This is a genomic window from Dendrosporobacter quercicolus (genome assembly GCF_900104455.1).
Lineage (GTDB): Bacteria > Bacillota > Negativicutes > DSM-1736 > Dendrosporobacteraceae > Dendrosporobacter > Dendrosporobacter quercicolus.
Genome location: NZ_FNHB01000011.1, coordinates 43,366 through 60,799 on the forward strand (window position 1 = coordinate 43,366; position 17,434 = coordinate 60,799).

Annotated in this window: 18 protein-coding genes; 4 read left to right on the plus strand and 14 right to left on the minus strand. The window is 50.1% G+C overall.

All coding sequences use genetic code 11. The features are described 5' to 3' along the window. Window positions 1–121: 121 nt before the first annotated feature. Both BLR06_RS16150 and BLR06_RS16155 read left to right on the plus strand, forming a co-directional pair. Window positions 122–946, plus strand: coding sequence for a helix-turn-helix domain-containing protein (locus BLR06_RS16150; protein WP_217636918.1), 825 nt, complete (start codon window positions 122–124; stop codon window positions 944–946). 226 nt (window positions 947–1,172) lie between these two features. Next, window positions 1,173–2,885 carry an ABC transporter ATP-binding protein gene (locus BLR06_RS16155; RefSeq protein WP_092074631.1) on the plus strand — a complete coding sequence of 571 codons (1,713 nt, stop codon included), beginning with the start codon at window positions 1,173–1,175 and terminating at the stop codon, window positions 2,883–2,885. 88 nt (window positions 2,886–2,973) lie between these two features. On the opposite strand, the gene BLR06_RS16160 is transcribed toward BLR06_RS16155, so the two are convergent. From BLR06_RS16160 to phnC, 7 genes are all read right to left on the minus strand, one after another. Further along, entirely contained in the window at window positions 2,974–3,168 is a 195-nt protein-coding gene (locus tag BLR06_RS16160; RefSeq protein WP_092074632.1) for a hypothetical protein, read from the minus strand. 134 nt (window positions 3,169–3,302) lie between these two features. Further along, entirely contained in the window at window positions 3,303–3,794 is a 492-nt protein-coding gene (locus tag BLR06_RS16165; protein ID WP_092074633.1) for a ferritin, read from the minus strand. Window positions 3,795–3,961: 167 nt separating this feature from the next. Continuing rightward, the gene (locus tag BLR06_RS16170) at window positions 3,962–4,774 is read right to left on the minus strand and encodes an amidohydrolase family protein (RefSeq protein WP_092074634.1); all 813 of its coding nucleotides are present in this window, start codon (window positions 4,772–4,774) and stop codon (window positions 3,962–3,964) included. A gap of 300 nt (window positions 4,775–5,074) precedes the next feature. Beyond that, window positions 5,075–6,079, minus strand: a complete 1,005-nt coding sequence (locus tag BLR06_RS16175) for a 2-hydroxyacid dehydrogenase (RefSeq protein WP_092074635.1) — start codon at window positions 6,077–6,079, stop codon at window positions 5,075–5,077. Continuing rightward, window positions 6,076–6,873, minus strand: coding sequence for a phosphonate ABC transporter, permease protein PhnE (gene phnE, locus BLR06_RS16180; protein WP_092074636.1), 798 nt, complete (start codon window positions 6,871–6,873; stop codon window positions 6,076–6,078). Before phnE ends, BLR06_RS16175 begins: the two co-directional genes overlap by 4 nt. 2 nt (window positions 6,874–6,875) lie before the next feature. Continuing rightward, a complete protein-coding gene (gene phnD, locus BLR06_RS16185; RefSeq protein ID WP_217636919.1) occupies window positions 6,876–7,760 on the minus strand; it encodes a phosphate/phosphite/phosphonate ABC transporter substrate-binding protein in 885 nt (294 codons plus the stop codon). A gap of 27 nt (window positions 7,761–7,787) precedes the next feature. Further along, entirely contained in the window at window positions 7,788–8,552 is a 765-nt protein-coding gene (phnC, locus tag BLR06_RS16190; protein ID WP_092074637.1) for a phosphonate ABC transporter ATP-binding protein, read from the minus strand. Window positions 8,553–8,880: 328 nt separating this feature from the next. On the opposite strand from phnC, the gene BLR06_RS16195 reads away from it, so the two are divergent. Continuing rightward, window positions 8,881–9,801, plus strand: coding sequence for a LysR family transcriptional regulator (locus BLR06_RS16195; protein WP_092074638.1), 921 nt, complete (start codon window positions 8,881–8,883; stop codon window positions 9,799–9,801). Then, on the plus strand, window positions 9,788–10,795 hold the full coding sequence (locus tag BLR06_RS16200) for an NAD(P)-dependent oxidoreductase (protein WP_173812684.1): 1,008 nt from the start codon (window positions 9,788–9,790) through the stop codon (window positions 10,793–10,795). The genes BLR06_RS16195 and BLR06_RS16200 overlap by 14 nt, the downstream gene beginning before the upstream one ends. A gap of 147 nt (window positions 10,796–10,942) precedes the next feature. Here the strand turns inward: BLR06_RS16200 and BLR06_RS20400 are convergent, their stop codons facing one another. The 7 genes from BLR06_RS20400 to BLR06_RS16235 all read right to left on the minus strand — a co-directional run bounded on the left by BLR06_RS20400 (window position 10,943) and on the right by BLR06_RS16235 (window position 17,315). After that, the gene (locus tag BLR06_RS20400; protein ID WP_217636920.1) at window positions 10,943–11,053 is read right to left on the minus strand and encodes an SDR family oxidoreductase; all 111 of its coding nucleotides are present in this window, start codon (window positions 11,051–11,053) and stop codon (window positions 10,943–10,945) included. A gap of 163 nt (window positions 11,054–11,216) precedes the next feature. After that, window positions 11,217–11,648, minus strand: a complete 432-nt coding sequence (locus tag BLR06_RS16210; RefSeq protein ID WP_092074640.1) for an EamA family transporter — start codon at window positions 11,646–11,648, stop codon at window positions 11,217–11,219. 160 nt (window positions 11,649–11,808) lie between these two features. Next, window positions 11,809–12,762 (minus strand): siderophore ABC transporter substrate-binding protein, encoded by a 954-nt coding sequence (locus tag BLR06_RS16215; RefSeq protein ID WP_092074641.1) that lies wholly within the window; start codon window positions 12,760–12,762, stop codon window positions 11,809–11,811. Window positions 12,763–12,815: 53 nt separating this feature from the next. Next, on the minus strand, window positions 12,816–13,574 hold the full coding sequence (locus BLR06_RS16220; RefSeq protein ID WP_092074642.1) for an iron ABC transporter ATP-binding protein: 759 nt from the start codon (window positions 13,572–13,574) through the stop codon (window positions 12,816–12,818). Then, window positions 13,571–14,575 (minus strand): iron chelate uptake ABC transporter family permease subunit, encoded by a 1,005-nt coding sequence (locus BLR06_RS16225; RefSeq protein ID WP_092074643.1) that lies wholly within the window; start codon window positions 14,573–14,575, stop codon window positions 13,571–13,573. The genes BLR06_RS16220 and BLR06_RS16225 overlap by 4 nt, the downstream gene beginning before the upstream one ends. Next, entirely contained in the window at window positions 14,565–15,527 is a 963-nt protein-coding gene (locus BLR06_RS16230; RefSeq protein WP_245698193.1) for an ABC transporter permease, read from the minus strand. Before BLR06_RS16230 ends, BLR06_RS16225 begins: the two co-directional genes overlap by 11 nt. Window positions 15,528–15,968: 441 nt before the next feature. Continuing rightward, entirely contained in the window at window positions 15,969–17,315 is a 1,347-nt protein-coding gene (locus BLR06_RS16235) for a PepSY-associated TM helix domain-containing protein (protein ID WP_245698194.1), read from the minus strand. Window positions 17,316–17,434: the final 119 nt, after the last annotated feature.

Sequence of the window (17,434 nt, forward strand, 5' to 3'; positions counted from 1 at the left end):
CAGCGCTAAGAATAGGCGGCTCCCGCGGAATGTACGAATGTCCGATAGAGGAAATTGGCCTTTACCGGCGGAATCATTGTCCAAAAGCCGTGCAGCACACCAAGGAGGTTTCACTGTAAAAATGAACGTCAATCAACTAGTCGATTACTATGCCCAAACGCCGCTGTTTTTTCAGGATATTTTTATGGACGGGGCTTTACCGGGCAATCAAGCCACCGGGGGCAGGACCGGCGAGGGCTGCTGCGGTCTGATTATTCCTTTGGCCGGCAGCGCCTGCTTTGCCTTAAATGGAACAGCCTATGTCCTGGAGCCTGGCATGATTGTTCATGCCGGCTCGGATATGCAGCTGGACAAAGCGGTCCTTGGCAGCAAAACATGGCGCTATGCCGTGATCCATTACCAAATTTTCGAGCAGCACTCAACCGGATCTTCCTGTTACGACCGGCATTTCAACATTCCCACCGGACCCAGTCCCCGCATAACCACCATGGTGCAGCAGCTTCTGGCCTGCAGCGCCAGGCCTGACAGCCTGGCGCTGCTGCGCTCTAAAACGCTATTCACAAATCTGATTGAGGAAACTGTCCTTGCGGCCAAACGTCAGCACAAGGACAATCATGGCGAACTGATTGCCGACGCTGTAGCGTTTATGCATGAAAATTATGCAGAACAAATTTCAATTGCGCAGCTAGCCGCACAATACGGGTTCAACGGCAAACGCTTCGCCGAGATTTTTCAAAAGCATATCGCTATGGCGCCGGTCGTGTATCTAAGTAAATTCCGCATTGACCGGGCGAAGGATTTGTTAAAAAGCTGCGGCTGCACAGTGGCGGAAATTGCAGAATGCGTGGGCTATAAGGACGCTGCTTATTTCAGCAGATTGTTTAAAAAACAGGTTGGTATTTCCCCTACCGCCTTCCGGGAGCAAAGCGGGAAAAGTCTATGCTAGTTTAGAAAAACGTTCATTCACAGCTACTGCCGGCTTTGCTATACTAAAAGCAGGTGCAAAAAAATGAACAGGAGCTTTCCTGTGTCAAGCTGGAGTTTGAGATCATTGTCAATTCTGCTGCCAACAACAAGAATCACTTCGTTCAGTATCAGGCGCAGCCTTAGCTGGGCCTGGCTTTATACTGCCCGAAATGTGAATAAAGCTGTTAAAAGGAGGCTTAATCGGTTTGATCAGACGCTTTATCCAATATTATCGTCCCTATCGGGAGCTGTTCTGCCTGGACTTTTCCTGTGCTGTGGCTGCCGCCATTCTGGAGCTGTGCTTTCCGCTGACCGTCAGTTATATCGTAGACAAGCTCGTGCCTACCGAAAACTGGGTCCTAATTTTGATTGCCTGCACAGCCCTGGTTGGCGTGTATATTGTCAATACGGGGTTGAAGGCTGTAGTAAATTTTTGGGGCGAAAAGCTGGGCATGTACATTGAAACAGATCTGCGCATTGAACTGTATGATCATCTGCAAAAGCTGTCTTTCCGCTTCTTCGACAACCGGAAGACCGGTCATCTGGTGTCCAGAATTTCGAACGATTTGCTGGATGTGGGCAATATGGCGCATTACGGACCGGAGCATTTCTTTATTGCCGTCGCTACATTGCTTGGCGCAATGGTCCTCATGTTCCAGGCCAACTGGGGCCTGGCGCTTGTTATGAGCCTGCTGGTGGCTGTGCTGCTGGGGCTGAACATCTATTTCACGCGCGCCATGACCGCTTCCAGGGGCCGTCTGTTTAAGACAATCGGCGGGTTTGTATCCCGTTTGGAGGACGGAATAGGCGGTATCAGGGTGGTTCAGTCCTTCGCCAACGAGGAGCATCAAAAAAAGTTGTTTATTGCCGACAATCACCGCTTTTGTACCGCAAAGGTGGAGGGCTTTAAACATATCGCCAAAAATGAAGCGGCAACGTATCTGCTGATGAGTCTGCTGCCGGTCGTGGCCCTGCTCGGAGGCAGCTGGTTTTCTATCCAGGGAGAAATGACCAACGGAGATTTGTTTAGTTTCATTCTATTGTCCAATGTTATGCTTGCTCCCATCCGGATGCTGGCCGCTTTTTCGGTGCGTTTTCCCAACGGCCTGGCCGGGTTTAAGAGATTTGTGGAATTAATGGACATTGAGCCTGAAATTAAGGATGCGCCGGATGCGACGGCGGTAACGGTGGTCCGGGGAGATATCTGCTACGAAGATGTGACCTTTGGCTACGACCGAAACCAGCGGGTGCTGAAGCAGATCAATCTTTGTATCCGGGCCGGTGAGACAGTGGCGTTTGTCGGCCCCTCCGGGGCGGGAAAAACCACACTGTGCAGCCTGCTCCCCCGCTTTTACGAGCCGGACGCCGGTCGTATTACCATTGATGGGACGGATATCCGCAGTATGACGCTGCACTCCCTGCGCCGGCAGATCGGTGTGGTGCAGCAGGAAGTGTTCCTGTTTGGCGGCACCATCCGGGAGAACATCCAGTTCGGCAAGCTGGGCGCCACTGAATCGGAAGTCTGGGAAGCAGCTAAACGGGCACAGTTGGATACCTTCATCTGTGCCCAGCCGGACGGGCTGGACACGCTGATCGGTGAACGAGGCGTAAAGCTGTCCGGCGGACAAAAACAGCGGCTGTCTATTGCGCGGATGTTTTTAAAAAATCCGCCTATCCTTATTCTGGACGAGGCCACTTCTTCGCTGGATACCCTGACGGAAGCCGCTATCCAGCAGTCGCTGGCAGAGCTTTCCAAAGACCGCACCACGCTGATTATCGCCCACCGTCTGGCAACGGTCAGAACTGCCGACCGCATCGTAGTGCTGACCGAGCAGGGCATTAGCGAACAGGGCAGCCACGAGGAATTGCTGCTGCGGGATGGGGATTACAGACGTCTGCACCAGGCGCAGGCTGTGTGATGCAAAAGGTGCCTGGCGGAAGCTGGCAAAAGCATTTCAGCAAAAAAATTCCTGGAGCTTGTATTAGCTCCAGGAATTTTTCATTTATTCACATTTTGTAAGCAGCGCCATTGGCTTGCGCTGCTTCCGCCAGCGCTTGTTCTCCCCGTCTTATTGCTTTTCTAACCATTGGGCTAAGTTCATCCAACGAACCGTCATTCCAATCATGGTTTTCAGGCTCCTCACCAAAACCATACTCATCTATTGAGTTATATTTCGTTTCTTCCGGCATATCTTTTTCCATATACAGCCACCTCCAAAGAGACTTATTTAGAAGCTATATAGCTATTATTTGTCGCTATGCCAAAAGCAATTCTGTCAAAAAAAGTTATTCAGAGGTAGCACCATACAAAAAAGGCCTCCAATGAGGCCTTTTTCTTAAACGCGTTTGCCCAGTTCTTTGTCGATGTATAATATACTGCCGGGACTCTTGTCACCAATAATTCTCAGTCTCTCCACCACAGCAGTGGCGCTGGCTTCTTCCTCAACCTGCTCGGTAATGAACCATTGCAGGAAGATTTGCGCCGCATAATCCTTTTCCGCCGCCGCAGTTTCATACAATTGATGAATCAGGCTGGTCACATGCTGTTCATGGGCCAGCGTTTGTTCAAATACTTGCAGCGGGGAGCCGAATTCGGCCGGCGGCGCGTCAATTTTCTTTAATTCCACCGTTCCGCCCCGCTCCTGCAGGTAGCCAATCAGTTTCAGGGCATGCTCTGTTTCCTCCTGGTATTGCAGCTTGAGCCAATGGGCAAAACCAGTGAAATTCTGACTTTCACAGTAAGCGGACATGGAAAGATAAAGATAGGCTGAATAAAATTCCGCCTGAATTTGACTGTTGATTGCATCTTGCAGTTTTGGATTAACCATTGGATTATCCTCCTTCATATTAGATAAGTGTGATCTTAAATTAAGCTTATTTTAGCATACCACAAAAGCATATGCAATATAATTTATTAATTAATAATAATTATCATTTACGTTTTACTAGATTAAACGATGAATCAATAAAAAAGCATAGTCTCCCTGGCCGCCGGTCAAAGGCCAAGCTGATAAATCCTGTTGGCGTTGTCAAAAAACACTTTGTCGTGATGCTTTTCCGGAATAATATGCGCGACAAATTCAATATAGTTGGAGATATTAGCCAGCGGCCAGTCGGTTCCATACAGCAGCCGGTCATACTTGTCCAGATACTCCAGCCAAACTTTTAAGAAGTTGATATAGCCGTGCTTTTCGGCAAAAAAATCCGTCATTCGATCGATCCGGCCTTCCAGAATTCCCGAAAGGTCGGCAGCTACATTTTCATTCTTCTCGATCACCGCAATGGCGTCTACCAGCCAGGGATTGCCTATATGGCACATGACAAACTGAACCTGAGGATAGCGTACCGCGACCTCATCCAAAATCAAAGGATGACTGTATTTCAGCAGCGCATTGCTGGTGGCTGTTAAACCGGTATGAACAGCCACGGGTTTTTTATATTGCATTGCCAGTTGATAAAATGGGTCTACCACCGGATCGTAAAGATAAAAGTGATTGTAACCCGGATAGAGCTTAATGCCCACACAATTCTTTCTTAGTAAATGCTTTTCTACCAAATCAGCCTGCCGCACCGCCTCTTCCACCTTAAAACAGGTGCTGTCCAGCCCAATGCAATAGCTAAGATCGTCAGGATAATGGTGGTCACTCAGCTCCAGGCTCCGGTTGCCCATGACCACGCCATGAACAATGTTATGGGCGGCATATTGTTCTTTCAGATGGGCGCTGGTGTTTTCATGGCCCGCCAGTTCTGCAATCTGATCAAAGTAAAGCTCCTGACAAAAGTGAATGTGAGCATCAATAATTTTCATGAGTAGTTCCTTCCTTACCTGTTTTTAACCGTTGCTTGCTATCTACGGCAGCCTGCTTCAATAGACTGAATGCATATCTTATATCATACCACCGTACTCCACTAACGAGAAGTAGTATCAAATTGTAAAGTAGCCATAACTCACTCAAAAAGTAAGTTATGGCTACTTTCTCCTTTTAATTCAGCAATCCCTCTATTTGTCTTCCAAGCCTGGATAGTTACCCAATATCCTCCTTTTGTATAGCTTCCGGGCCCTCATGATGATGCATTCAGTACTTGCCACTTGGGAAAAATTTATTGGTCATACGCCATAAATTGCGTCATAGTTCACCGCGCCGCTCGGCCTTGCTCCTTTTAACGCGCTGATCAGCTGCCTGGCGGTTGAAACCGACAACCGGTCCCGCGCCTCTACCGTTCCCGTACCCAGATGCGGCGTAAAAACGGTTCTGTCGCTGCACCGCAGCAGCTTGTCATTGATATACGCAGGCCGCACGCCGATTGACTGGTCCTCGAACGCAAACACATCAGCCGCATAGCCCCGTAAACGGTTTGTTAAAAGGGCTTCCGCCACCGCCGCTTCGTCGACGGTGGAGCCTCTTCCAATATTAATCAGATAGCTGCCTTTTTTCAGCAGCGCGATTTCCTTGGCCCCAAGCAGATGGCGGCTGCCGGGATTAAGGCTTACCGCAATCACCACATAGTCGCTTTCAGCTAATAAATCCGGCAGTTCGGCAAACTGCGCGTCAGGGCATTGCGCCCCGGCCTCCTGATTGCTGTCATAATAGCGGATATTGACCTCAAACCCTTTCGCCCGCCGGGCTATGGCTTGACCAATGGCGCCAAAGCCCACCAGCCCGAGCGTTTTGCCATGAACATCCGATCCCAGATAATGCAAGGGATGCCAACCCTGAAAGTGACCGGCCCGGATATGGGTATCAGCGGGCAATACATTGCGGCTGAGCGCCAGCAGGAGCGTCATGGCCAATTCGGCAGTCGACGCGGTCAGGTCGTCCGGATTAACCGTAACCAAAATACCCTGGCGGGTACAGGCCTGCACATCAATATTATCAAACCCCTTCCCAAAGCTGGCGATTACTTTCAGTCCCGGGCAGTTTGCCAGAATGTCCCGGTCAATGTAATCGGTCATAAAAGCCACCAGCGCGTCCACTTCCCTGGCGCGAACCATAAACTCCTCTTTCGACAGCGACGCACCGTCGCAATAGCTGACGTCAAAATACTGCCGAAGCATCGCCAGTCCCCTGTCAGGCATGAACTGGCCTACAAACACCTTTTTACGAGACATCATCCTTCTTCCTTTCCCAGCATCTTTTCGCGGATCAGGTTGCCAAAGCTGTCCACCAGCTGCACAAGCCCAAACACCACGATCAATATGGCCAAAACTTCCTGATACTGCATCAAGCGGAGAGAAGATACCAGTTCAAAGCCAATGCCGCCCGCCCCGACCATCCCCACCACCGTCGACGCCCGAAAGTTGTATTCCCAGCGGTAAAGGGTGAAATCCACAACCTGGGTGATGATTTGGGGAATGACGCCGAAGAGGATGACATGAAACCGCGATCCGCCTACCGCCTCAACCGCTTCGATGGCGCCCAGGTCAACCCGCTCGATCGCTTCGGCATAGAACTTGCCCAGCATCCCTACGGAATGCAGGCCCAAGGCCAAAATCCCGGGCAGAATGCCAAAGCCTACCGCTGCCACAAAGATAATGGCCATAATCAGTTCCGGAATGGTCCGGAGTGCGTTTATTACCGCTTTTACCGCCCAGCGTACCGCCGTACTGCGGCAGGTGGTCTTCGCCCCCAGAAAAGCCAGTGGCAGCGACAGCAGGACCGCCAGTAAGGTTGCCATAACACTCATCGCCAGGGTTTCGCCGATTGGTTTGGGCAGTTTTCCAACAATTGCGGGGTCCGGCGGGAACATTTCACCGACAATGGAAAATAGGTTGGTTAAAATTTTGCCGGAAGTCAGCGCCTCCCAGCTGACGGCCGCGGTAAAAATCGTCGAACCGCCAATGAGCGCGGCCAGCACAGCCATGATCAAACCCCACTGACCCTCACGCCTTCTTTTAGCTTCCTTCATGGTTATTGGGCCTTTTCCAAATCGATTCCCAGGATTTTGACCATGTTCCGGATGACATCGTAGTCTTTATCCTGAATAGATGCAAAGCCATCCGCCTTGAGCGCTTTCAGTATATCCTTGTCTTTTAACCCGTAGAAAGCCTGTCTGATGTTTTCCTGAAGGTTTTTATCCAGGCTGGTTCTCATCACCCAGGGGTAATTGGGGTATTGCGGCGACAACTTAATCACTTTTACCTTATCGGTATCCACAACTTTCTTTTCCACAAGCTGGTCATAGATCGGCTTGCTCAAGCCCCCCGCCTGGGCGTTGCCGTTCTGGACGGCTTTAAGGACGGCATCATGCGCTCCCACAAAAACCTCTTTATAGTCCTGGCCTGCCTTTAGCTTGTTTTCCAGCAGAATTTGCTTCGGAATAAGATGGCTTGATGTCGACGCCTGGTCCCCGTAGGCCATTGTCTTGCCTTTAATGTCGCTCAACTCGCTGATGCCGCTGGCGGCGCTGGCGATAATCACGCCCTGGTACGTAGGCGACCCTTTTTCAAGCTTGGCCGCAAATGGTTCCACATCGGCCATTTTCTGCTTGAGCAGGATGTAAGATAAAGGGCCGAAATAGGCAATATCAATTTGCCCTTTCCGCATTGCTTCAATCATTGAAGAATAGTCGGTCGTTACAATCAGCTCAACATCCTTTTTGAGTACGGAAGCCAGGTATTCTTTAAGTTTTTCGTTGTTTTTAATGACGGTCGAAGGAGACTCGTCAGGCAATAGCGCGATTTTCAGCTTTGCCGGGTTAGTGGCCGAGTCGGTTTTTGCCGGACCGCCGCAGCCCACAGCCAGCATGGTGATTGCTAACAGTGAAACAAGCCAAAACTTCATTGTATTTTTCATATTCTCCACTCCTAATACTAAAATAGGTTAACCATTTGCAGCTGTATTGCTTGATCCCTCAGCCTCACCGCAGGGCTTAGGCGCGGCGTAAATGGCGGCAAGCTGCTTTTCATCCAATTCAGCCGGCTTTCCGTCAAATACTGTCCTGCCGCCGCTGATACCGATGATTCTATGGCCAAATCTGCGGGCATATTCGACATGATGCAGGTTGCAAATAATCGTGGTACCCATGGTTTCATTAATGGTTTGTAAAAGAGACAATATCTCTAAGCCGATAACCGGGTCCAGATTGGATACAGGTTCGTCCGCCAAAATCACTTTGGGCTCCTGAACAAGCGCCCGGGCAATTCCAACCCGCTGTTTTTGCCCCCCGCTCAATTTATCGGCCCGCACAAAGGCTTTATCCGCCAGCCCCACCTGCGCAATCGCTTGCTCGGCGGCCTGCCGGTCCTCCCGGCGGAAGCTAAAATTCCAATAGGATTTGCGGCCCAGTGTCCCAATCAGCACATTATTCATGACATTCAGGTTGCCGACGATGTTATAGTGCTGAAAAATGAAGCCGATATCTTTCCGCAACGTGTGAAGATTGTGCCTTGTCACTTGCATTCCGTTTACATAAACAGTTCCATCAGACGGAGGAACCAAGCCGTTGGCGCATCTGAGGAGCGTCGACTTCCCAGCGCCGCTTGGCCCCAGGATCACCAGGAACTCCCCGGCTTTCACCGCAAAGGTTACACCTTGCAGAACCTTGGCCCGGCCAAATTGTTTTTGGACATTTTCAAAGCGAATCATGCATCTCCCCTCCCAATAATGCTGTTATTGATCTGGTCTGGCTCTACCTAGAGGATAGCAATTGCTTCGTTTATTTACAACAATACAATCTTGATAGTGCTATTCATTTATTCAATAGTTAACAGGCATTGGCTTGACCTGATCGCCCAATTCCTTATTCCCGCCAGCCCCATCCTTTGTCGCGCCCAGTTTTGTTAACATAATTTTAACATAATTTTAAAGAACCGCCGCTAACCTTAACGGTTAATTCATTGAAACAACACCGGCAATTCACTATAATTATAGCCAGGCAGCTTTTTATTGATCTTTTTGATAGTTGGTGATAGAGATGGATTTACTGTACTATTTGAAAACCTTTGTTTGTTTGGCCGAAAGTAAGACAATGAAGGAAGCCATGAACCGCCTCCTTTACTCTCAGCCCACCATTTCCACCCATTTGGCGCATTTGGATAAGTACTATGGCTGCCCCTTGTTGACCTACAGAAACAAACAGTACTTTCTGACTGAGGAAGGCGCCTGCCTGTACCATCATGCGCTGAAGCTGCTCGGACTGGAGGCGGAAACGGCGGAAGCGATGGCCGGATACAACAACCTGAAGCACGGTTCTTTCGCCGTCGGCGCAAGCAGCAATATCGGGGTTTATACGCTGCCCAGGGTGCTGGGCGTCTTTAATCAAAACCATCCCGGCATTAAAGTTGAGGTCACGATCGACAAAAATTATACGATCGAAAAAAAAGTCGCTGAATATCAGCTGGGGATCGGCATTGTTGAAACAGATGTCTCTGATGTTACCTTAAAAACAGAATTATTGAAACGCGAACCCCTGCTGTTGATCGTATCGCCTTCCCACCCCTGGGCCGGTTTGAAGCACATTCAGGTGCAGGAGCTCCTGCAGCAGCCATTTGTCGTTGGCGAACCCGGCTCGGGAACCAACCGGGCCCTGGAACGGCAAATCGGCGCCTTGGCCAGCCAGCTAAAAGTGTCCTTCCGGCTCGGCAGCACTGAAGCCGTGAAAAAAGCCGTTGAAAACTCTCTCGGCATATCCATTGTCGTCGGTTCGTCCGTCACCCGCGAAATCGCGATGAAAACACTGGCCGCAGTACCGATTAAAGGAGTTAACCTGTATAAAGACTATAGAATCATATCCCGTAAAGAGGGCCGTTTAAATGAAAGCATCAAGCGGTTTATTGCTTTATTGCGATCAATTGAAAACATGACGAATGAGCGTGAATATCGTGCATCAAGTTAAGGCGGGCACGCCCAAACCCATGATTTATTACACCCATCAGGTTCCCGCGGAAGGACCGCGCTTATTGCGGCCTTATTTCAAGGTCATCGTCAATTCGTCGCCGCAGCCGCCGGACCTGGCCCAAATACTGGCGGCGGCCCGGGATGCGTATGGACTCTGCATTTCAGTCCGTGATTACATTGATGAATGGCTGCTGGCGCAAATGCCTAAGCTGCGAATCATTGCCAGCTTTGGACGGGGCAGCGATAATGTCGATAGCGAGGCCGCCGCCCGGAAGGGCATTGTTGTCGCTCAAAATGACGGAGCCATCATGAGTGAGCCTGTGGCTGATTTAGCCTGGAGTCTCCTGTTAGGCTTAGCCCGGAAAATCGTCTCCGGCGATCAGGCGGTGCGTTCCGGCCTCTTTTCCGGCTGGAGTCCTTCCCCGCACTACGGCTTGGGAGTATCGGGAAAGAGCTTGGGCATTATTGGCATGGGACAGCTTGGCAAGGCGGTGGCCAGCCGGGCGGCGGGATTTAAGCTGCGTCTTTATTACGCTCAGCCGGACCGGCTGCCCTCCGGCCAAGAGTCGCTCCTTGGTCTGACCCATCTTTCACTGCAAGCCCTGCTGAGAGAAGCGGATTTTATTTGTGTATGCTGTCCCCTGACCAAGGGTACAGTTCATCTCATCGGTTCAAAAGAACTCCGTATGATGAAACCTGCCGCCATCCTCGTAAATCCCAGCCGGGGCTCGGTTGTCGACGAAGAAGCCGTGGTTGCGGCGCTGGCAAACAATCGTATCGGCGGCTATGGCGCGGATGTTTTTGAAATGGAAGATTACTGCCCCGGGAAGCACAGCGCCGCCATATCGCCGCAGTTGTTGAAAATGCAGGACCGGACCCTTTTCGCGCCCCACGCCGGGACGGCAATTGCTGAAACCAGAGTCCTGATGGCCCAAAAGCAGGCGGAGGCTGTTCTAAACGGATACTGCCGGCTAAACCCAGGCTCAAATTAACATTGAATATCCTTTCATCCCGCAGGCAACGCCTTGCTTGCCTTCCCCCTGCCGCCACGGCAAAAAACCATCCCCTAAAGGGGATGGCCAGGATGGGTCCATGTATAGCGCATTGCCTGCTTTCTTTCACATCATTTTTCCTTCTCACTAATAAGCAGTCCAGCCTGCATCTGCTATCACAACTGTACCGTTCACAAAACTGGAATCATCTGAAGCCAGGAATAAAGCAACTTTAGCAATTTCTTCCGGCTCACCCACGCCAGGGCTTTGCCTCTGCCAAATTCATGCGGCTTGCTTATTGTGCTATGAATATTGGTATTTACAGCGCCAGGCGCAATTGCATTACACCGAACGCCCAACGTGGCATATACATTATCAACTGAATAATAAAAAAATCTAAAATCCATGAAAGACGGGCCGGTCAACTGATGGAAACAATGAGCGCGCCAATGGCAATCAGCCCGATGCCTACAGCATTTAGTAAATTTATTTTTTCACCAAGAAAAATAACAGCCAAAACAGCCGCAATCACAACACTGAGCTTATCAATCGGAGCGACCTGGCTTACTTTGCCAAACTTCAGGGCCCAGAAATAAAACAGCCAGGACAGGGCGCCGGCAAGTCCGCTCAAGCCAATGTACAGCAGTACTTTCTTATCGGCAATAATTGCGGGAATTTCTTGTAGATTGCCCTGGACAATGACAACGCCAAACAAAAAGACAGCCATAATAATTGCCCGTACCGCAGTGGCCGCATTGGGATCGGCTGACGTTAAGCCAAGCTTGCCAAAGATCCCGACCAAGGAAGCGCTAAATGCCGATAACAGGCTAAAGATCAACCATAAATGCTCCATAAGTTCCTCCTCACACTGAAATGATAATATCTCCCGGGCAGATTTAGATACAGATCGCGCCTACTGCCAAATAAAGGCAGTAGGCGCGAATAAGTCCATTTCTATTTTGCGTGTCGCCGCCTCAATATCTGCATCTGCTCACATGTTCCTCACAGCTGTTTTACATACCCAGTACCGCAGCAACTTCCTCGATCATCCTTGATGCAGATTCCAATCCATTACCTGTCAAATACCAGGTACCGGGATCAAGAAAAATAATCTTGCCGTTCTTGGCCGCATTTGTTGACCGGACCATTGCATTATCCAGGGTGGCTGCAGCCTTGTTCGAGCCGCCGACAACAACCGTCCTGTCGACAACAAAGATCATGTCCGGATTCTTGGCTTCAAAATACTCGAAGCCGATCTTCGCTCCGTGCATACCGACATTAATGGTGGGATCAACAGGCTTGATGCCCAGCACATTATGGATTAAACCGAAGCGGGAGCCGGGACCGAATGCGCTGAGGTTGCCGTCATTGGTGAGAACAATCAGAGCCTTGCCGTCGTTCTTCTCGGCCACAGCCCTGACCTCATTAATCCTAGCGCTGATTTTATCCAAGGCCGCCTGAGCTTCCGCTTTTTTGCCGAAAATTTCACCGATCATCAAATTATAGCGGGAGAGATCCTCCATATATTTGGTGCTGTCAATGCCGCCCATAACAATAGTGGGCGCAATTTTGCTCATCTCTTCGTAAACCTTCCCCTGGCGGCCGCCAAGAATAATCAGATCAGGCTTGAAATTGTTGACCGTTTCCAGATCCTTGGCGAAAAAATCACCCGCGTCAGCATAGGCGTCGCCTTTGTATTTGGCAAGGTAAGGCGGCACATTGTTTTTCGGCAAAGCAAGAGTAGGGGCCACGCCTAACGCGTCCAGCGTATCCAGCATCCCAAAGTCGTACACAACTACCCGTTGCGGGTTGAGGGGCACTTCCGTCTCGCCAAGATTATGGGTTACTTTAATCGTAGCCGCAGCCTGCGTCTGCGTAGAACCCGTAGTGGCTGTTGAACTTGAACATCCGGTCAGGGTAATTGCCAGCATAGCGGCAGCCAGTAAAGAAGCCAATCGTTTTTTCATAGAAACCTCCTAAGATTGTTTTATATTTTTTCATCCTTGGGATGAGAAAAACATCAGGTATAATAGACACAGATATTGTTGCCCCGGATCTGACAGATGTCGATATGCATATCATAAATTTCAGCAAGCACTTCGGGCTTGATAATCTCGGCGGTTGGCCCACTTTTCAGCAAGCGGCCGGCCTTGAGGGCAACAATATGATCGGCGTAGCATGAAACAAAGTTAATATCGTGAATGACGATGAGAATGGTCTTGCCTTTTTCGTCGACCAGATTGCGTAATATTTTCATAATTTGGACCGAGTGCTTCATATCCAGATTATTGAGCGGTTCATCCAAAAAGATGTATTTGGTGTCCTGGGCAATCACCATGGCGATGTAAGCCATTTGCCGCTGCCCGCCGCTGAGTTCATCCAGAAAGCTGTCCTGAATAGCCGCAATTCCCATATAGTCAATGGCCTGGTCGATTTGGGCCAAGTCCTCAGCGGTAAGCTTTCCCCGGGAATAAGGATAACGGCCGAAGCTTACGAGCTCCCGTATGGTCAGCCGCAAATTTGTGTGATTGGCCTGGCGCAGGATAGAGATTTTCCTGGCAAGCTGCTCGTGATTCCAGCGCTGCAGCTCAGTGCCGTCAATATAGATCTCCCCCCCGTTCATTTTCAGTAAACGGCTTGCCATGGAAATCAAGGTGCTTTTTCCCGCACCGTTACTGCCGATAAAGGCAGTCAGTTTTCCCTCTTCCAGCGTGACCGAAACCCGATCGACCACCGTTTTGCCGCCATACTTTTTAAAAGCGTTTTTAATCTCAATCATCGCTTGCTCTCCCTCAATAACAGAACAATAAAGCATGTCCCTCCGACAAAATTCAAAATGACACCAACGGTAGTTGTGGTCTGCAATATCCGCTCCACCATAAACTGTCCCAGCACCAGTGCAATCACGCCAATCAACACGGCGCCTAAAATCATGTCCCGGTGCCGGAACGTATTCAGAATCTCTCTGGCTAAACTGACTAACAGAATCCCCAGAAAAGTGATGGGGCCGACTAGAGCCGTGGCGACCGATACCAGTACGGCTACCATCAGCAGAGTACGCCGAACCAGGCCGTTATAGCCGACGCCCAGGCTGATCGCCGTGTCCCGGCCAAGCCCCAATACATCAAACCGTGACAGGTCTCGCCAGGAAAACAGCAAGACAAAAATAGTGATGGCAGCTGAAATAAACAGCAAATCCTCATTGATGATTTTAAAGCTCGCAAACATCGCATCCTGTAAAACCAAAAACTCATTGGGATCGATCAGCATTTGCATAAAAGAAGCGATGCCGCTGAAAAAAATCCCCATGACGATGCCAATCAAAACCAGAACATACACATTGCGGTTCTCGCCATCAAAAATAAATTGATAAAGGATGCCGGAAGCCAGCATCATCCCGCCGGCGGACAGCAGAAAATGCAGTGTAGCGTCCATCATCGTAAGCTGCTGCGCGCCAAACAGAAACACCACCAGCGACTGAATGAACAAATATAACGCATCAAGCCCCATCACACTGGGCGTTAAAATCCGGTTCTCGGTAATGGTTTGGAATACCACGGCAGAATAGCCGGTGCATATCGCCACCAATACCATGGCGGTTATTTTCATGGCGCGCCGGGGCAGATTGAAAGCCGCGTTCTCCGGGCTGATCCCCTGAAAAAGGAACAGGCACACCGCCCCAACAGCAAGAAAGGCAAGAAACAGCAGGATTGTCCGGGCGCGTTTGTCCGCTGGCAACCGGAATTTTCCGGGCGCAATACAAAGCACTTTAAACCGCATGCTGACTCCTCCTGAAAATCATCCACAGGAAAATGGCGCTGCCGCTGACGCTCACAATCATACCAATGGGGATCTCATAGGGAAACAGCAACACTCTTCCCAGGATATCGCAGGCCAATACAAAATTTGTACCGATCAGCGCGGTATCCAGCAGGCTGTTTTTTAGATTATCCCCTTTCGCCATGCTGACGATATTCGGTACAATCAGATCAAGAAACGGCAAGGCGCCGACCGTCACCGTTACAACGGCGGTAATCATCGAAACGATCACCAGACCGACGGCAACGACCTGTTCGTACTTAAGGCCGAGATTGCGGGCAAAATCCCCGCCCATGCCGGCAATGGTGAACTTATCGGCAAAGAGATAGCCGATGATCAAAAAAGGAATTCCCAGGTACAACAGCTCGTACCGGCCCTTTGTGATTAAAGAGAAATCACCCTGCAGCCAGGAGGACATATTTTGAACCAGGTCGTAGTGATAGGCAAAATAGGTGGTTATCGCCGAAACCACGCTGCCCAGCATCAGCCCGATCAGCGGGATGAGCACCGCATTTTTCACTTTAATCCGGGACAACAGACCGATAAACAGGAATGAGCCGAACAAAGAGAAGGCAAAAGCGACCGACATCTTGGTAAAGTGGCTTTCACCACCGAAAAACAAAATCGCAACCAGGATTCCCAGGCGGGTCCACTGAACGGTTCCCGCTGTTGTCGGGGAAACGAATTTGTTTTTGGTAATTGTCTGCATAATCAATCCGGTAATGCCGATGCTGCTCCCCGCCACAATGATACTGATCAGCCTTGGCAGCCGGCTGATCAGTATGATATACACATCGCGGCTACCAAGCTGCAGGAAATCAATATCCTTAACCCCGATCAGTACGGACAAGGCGGATAATAGGAGCAACATCAAAATCATCAATGGTCTTGCCATGAAAAATTGCTTATTCATAGGTTTCCAATATCCTGTCCCTTCTCATCTCCAAATGCCTCGGCGAAATACCAATGCAAACTCGGATTCCGCATCGGCATGGCCTTGGCGCTCCATTATTATGATAATCATTATCATCATTAAATTATAAATTAAAAGTTTGATAAATAATAATACATATTTTATAATGATATTATATTAGTTTTACTATTAATCGTAAAAAGCAGTATCCAGGTTCAATCAATTGCCTAAACCCGTCGCCAATATCATAATGGCAAATAGCCAGTGGTTTAGGGTGTAAGTAGCTGCACCGGTGTGCTTTCAATCAGTGTTTTCTGCTGCCTTGCTCAACAACGGGCGTGCCGCTTGGCGTTTTAAAAAACGTTTTGCGACACGCCCCTTGTATTTGCTTCCCAAGCGGCCGTATACGGAAAACGCCGGAGTGTGGTTTATTCCGGAAGATTAGCGGCGCAGCCAGTAATATACCGTCAGGATGAGCGGTGTGGCCAAAGCAAGCGTCGCCGGCGTATTATATTGTCCGCCGGCCAGCGGCGCCAAAATGCCGACCACAGACAGGACGATTATGATAACCGGCTGCAGCCAGATTTGCCGGTTTGACTGCCGTACCGGACGCACTGCCTGGGTCTGCTTTTGTGCCGCCGGTCTGACCGGCCGGAATTTTACGAACCAGGCGTAAATACCGGTAATAATCATAAAGCAAGTCAGCGCATCGGTGACAAACCACAGAATTTTTAACGCTAAGGTGTCATGGTTGCTGAAATGAGCCGGCCTGGCCAGCGAAATTGCCTGCAGATACCAGGGCTGGGCAATTGTGGCTGTAACAGTGCCGGTCGACGCATCAACCCAGACAAACTCCTGAAAATGCGCGGCAAAGCCTTCGCCCTGAGTGCGAACAACATAATGCCAGGGCATTTTTCCGCCTTCCTGCGGCAGCTCAATTGACGTTATCTTCCGCTCAGGCAAGGCTCTTTGGGCGGTTTCCAGCACATCATCAAGAGAAATGCGCGATGTCGAAACAGGCGTTCCCTGATATTGGGCCAACAACGCCTGACGGACATTTTCATTCCAGGCATTGCTCACCGGACCGCCAAAGACCAGAATGAATCCGCTCAAACACAACAATACCGCCCAGACCAGCGTGACAATGCCCGACAGCTTATGCCAGTCCATCCACCAGTTCCGGCGGGGTGCAGTACGGATGGCGCCAAAGGGCATGGTTCTCATAAACGGCGCATACAAATACAAGCCGGTCAGCAGGGAAACAATGCTTAACCCGCACATCCAGCCCAGCAGGCTCCGTCCGAAGGCCCCCAGATACAGGTTCACATGCATGATGTGCATAAAATTAAGAAACTCAGGGATAACCGCGTACTTGATTTGGTTATCGGACTGTCCGCCCCGGCCACCATGGCCGGCACTCCGTTCAGACTGTTCAATCACCCGGCCAGTCTGAAGGTCCGTACTGATCTGCAGCCTTTTTCCTTCCACTTGCAGGGAAAACCGCGCGCTTTGCTGTTCATAATCCAGCGAAACCGTGCGCAGGCTGTAGCCGGGATGACGGTCAAGAAGATTTGTTGCCTGCCTGGCCAAAGAAACGGGTGGTGTCTCCGTCGGTGCAGGTGCTGCCTGCGACGGTGCAGGCCTTGAAACCGCCGGTCTCTGCACCCGGTTAAAGTCGTTAATTTCCTGTTTGAAGATCAGCGGTAAGGCGCTGGCGCACATAATCAGCAGAAAAACAGCACAAACCAAACTGGTCCATTTATGTATTTTATACCAGTATTGCATCATTGCCGCCGGTTACTCCCGTCGGTGACGTCCGGCCTATGGCTCGTATCCGCGTACTGCACTGATAAATTTCGCTCCGGCATTACGTCGCCTCCTTTTCGTTGCATTAATTAAATTGTAGT

Bases quoted from the DNA above. Each gene is read 5' to 3' on its own strand.
- BLR06_RS16150 (WP_217636918.1), top strand. From the start codon at position 122: ATGAACGTCAATCAACTAGTCGATTACTATGCCCAAACGCCGCTGTTT.
- BLR06_RS16160 (WP_092074632.1), bottom strand. From the start codon at position 3,168: ATGGAAAAAGATATGCCGGAAGAAACGAAATATAACTCAATAGATGAG.
- BLR06_RS16165 (WP_092074633.1), bottom strand. From the start codon at position 3,794: ATGGTTAATCCAAAACTGCAAGATGCAATCAACAGTCAAATTCAGGCG.
- BLR06_RS16170 (WP_092074634.1), bottom strand. From the start codon at position 4,774: ATGAAAATTATTGATGCTCACATTCACTTTTGTCAGGAGCTTTACTTT.
- BLR06_RS16175 (WP_092074635.1), bottom strand. From the start codon at position 6,079: ATGATGTCTCGTAAAAAGGTGTTTGTAGGCCAGTTCATGCCTGACAGG.
- phnE (WP_092074636.1), bottom strand. From the start codon at position 6,873: ATGAAGGAAGCTAAAAGAAGGCGTGAGGGTCAGTGGGGTTTGATCATG.
- phnD (WP_217636919.1), bottom strand. From the start codon at position 7,760: ATGAAAAATACAATGAAGTTTTGGCTTGTTTCACTGTTAGCAATCACC.
- phnC (WP_092074637.1), bottom strand. From the start codon at position 8,552: ATGATTCGCTTTGAAAATGTCCAAAAACAATTTGGCCGGGCCAAGGTT.
- BLR06_RS16195 (WP_092074638.1), top strand. From the start codon at position 8,881: ATGGATTTACTGTACTATTTGAAAACCTTTGTTTGTTTGGCCGAAAGT.
- BLR06_RS16210 (WP_092074640.1), bottom strand. From the start codon at position 11,648: ATGGAGCATTTATGGTTGATCTTTAGCCTGTTATCGGCATTTAGCGCT.
- BLR06_RS16215 (WP_092074641.1), bottom strand. From the start codon at position 12,762: ATGAAAAAACGATTGGCTTCTTTACTGGCTGCCGCTATGCTGGCAATT.
- BLR06_RS16220 (WP_092074642.1), bottom strand. From the start codon at position 13,574: ATGATTGAGATTAAAAACGCTTTTAAAAAGTATGGCGGCAAAACGGTG.
- BLR06_RS16225 (WP_092074643.1), bottom strand. From the start codon at position 14,575: ATGCGGTTTAAAGTGCTTTGTATTGCGCCCGGAAAATTCCGGTTGCCA.
- BLR06_RS16230 (WP_245698193.1), bottom strand. From the start codon at position 15,527: ATGAATAAGCAATTTTTCATGGCAAGACCATTGATGATTTTGATGTTG.
- BLR06_RS16235 (WP_245698194.1), bottom strand. From the start codon at position 17,315: ATGATGCAATACTGGTATAAAATACATAAATGGACCAGTTTGGTTTGT.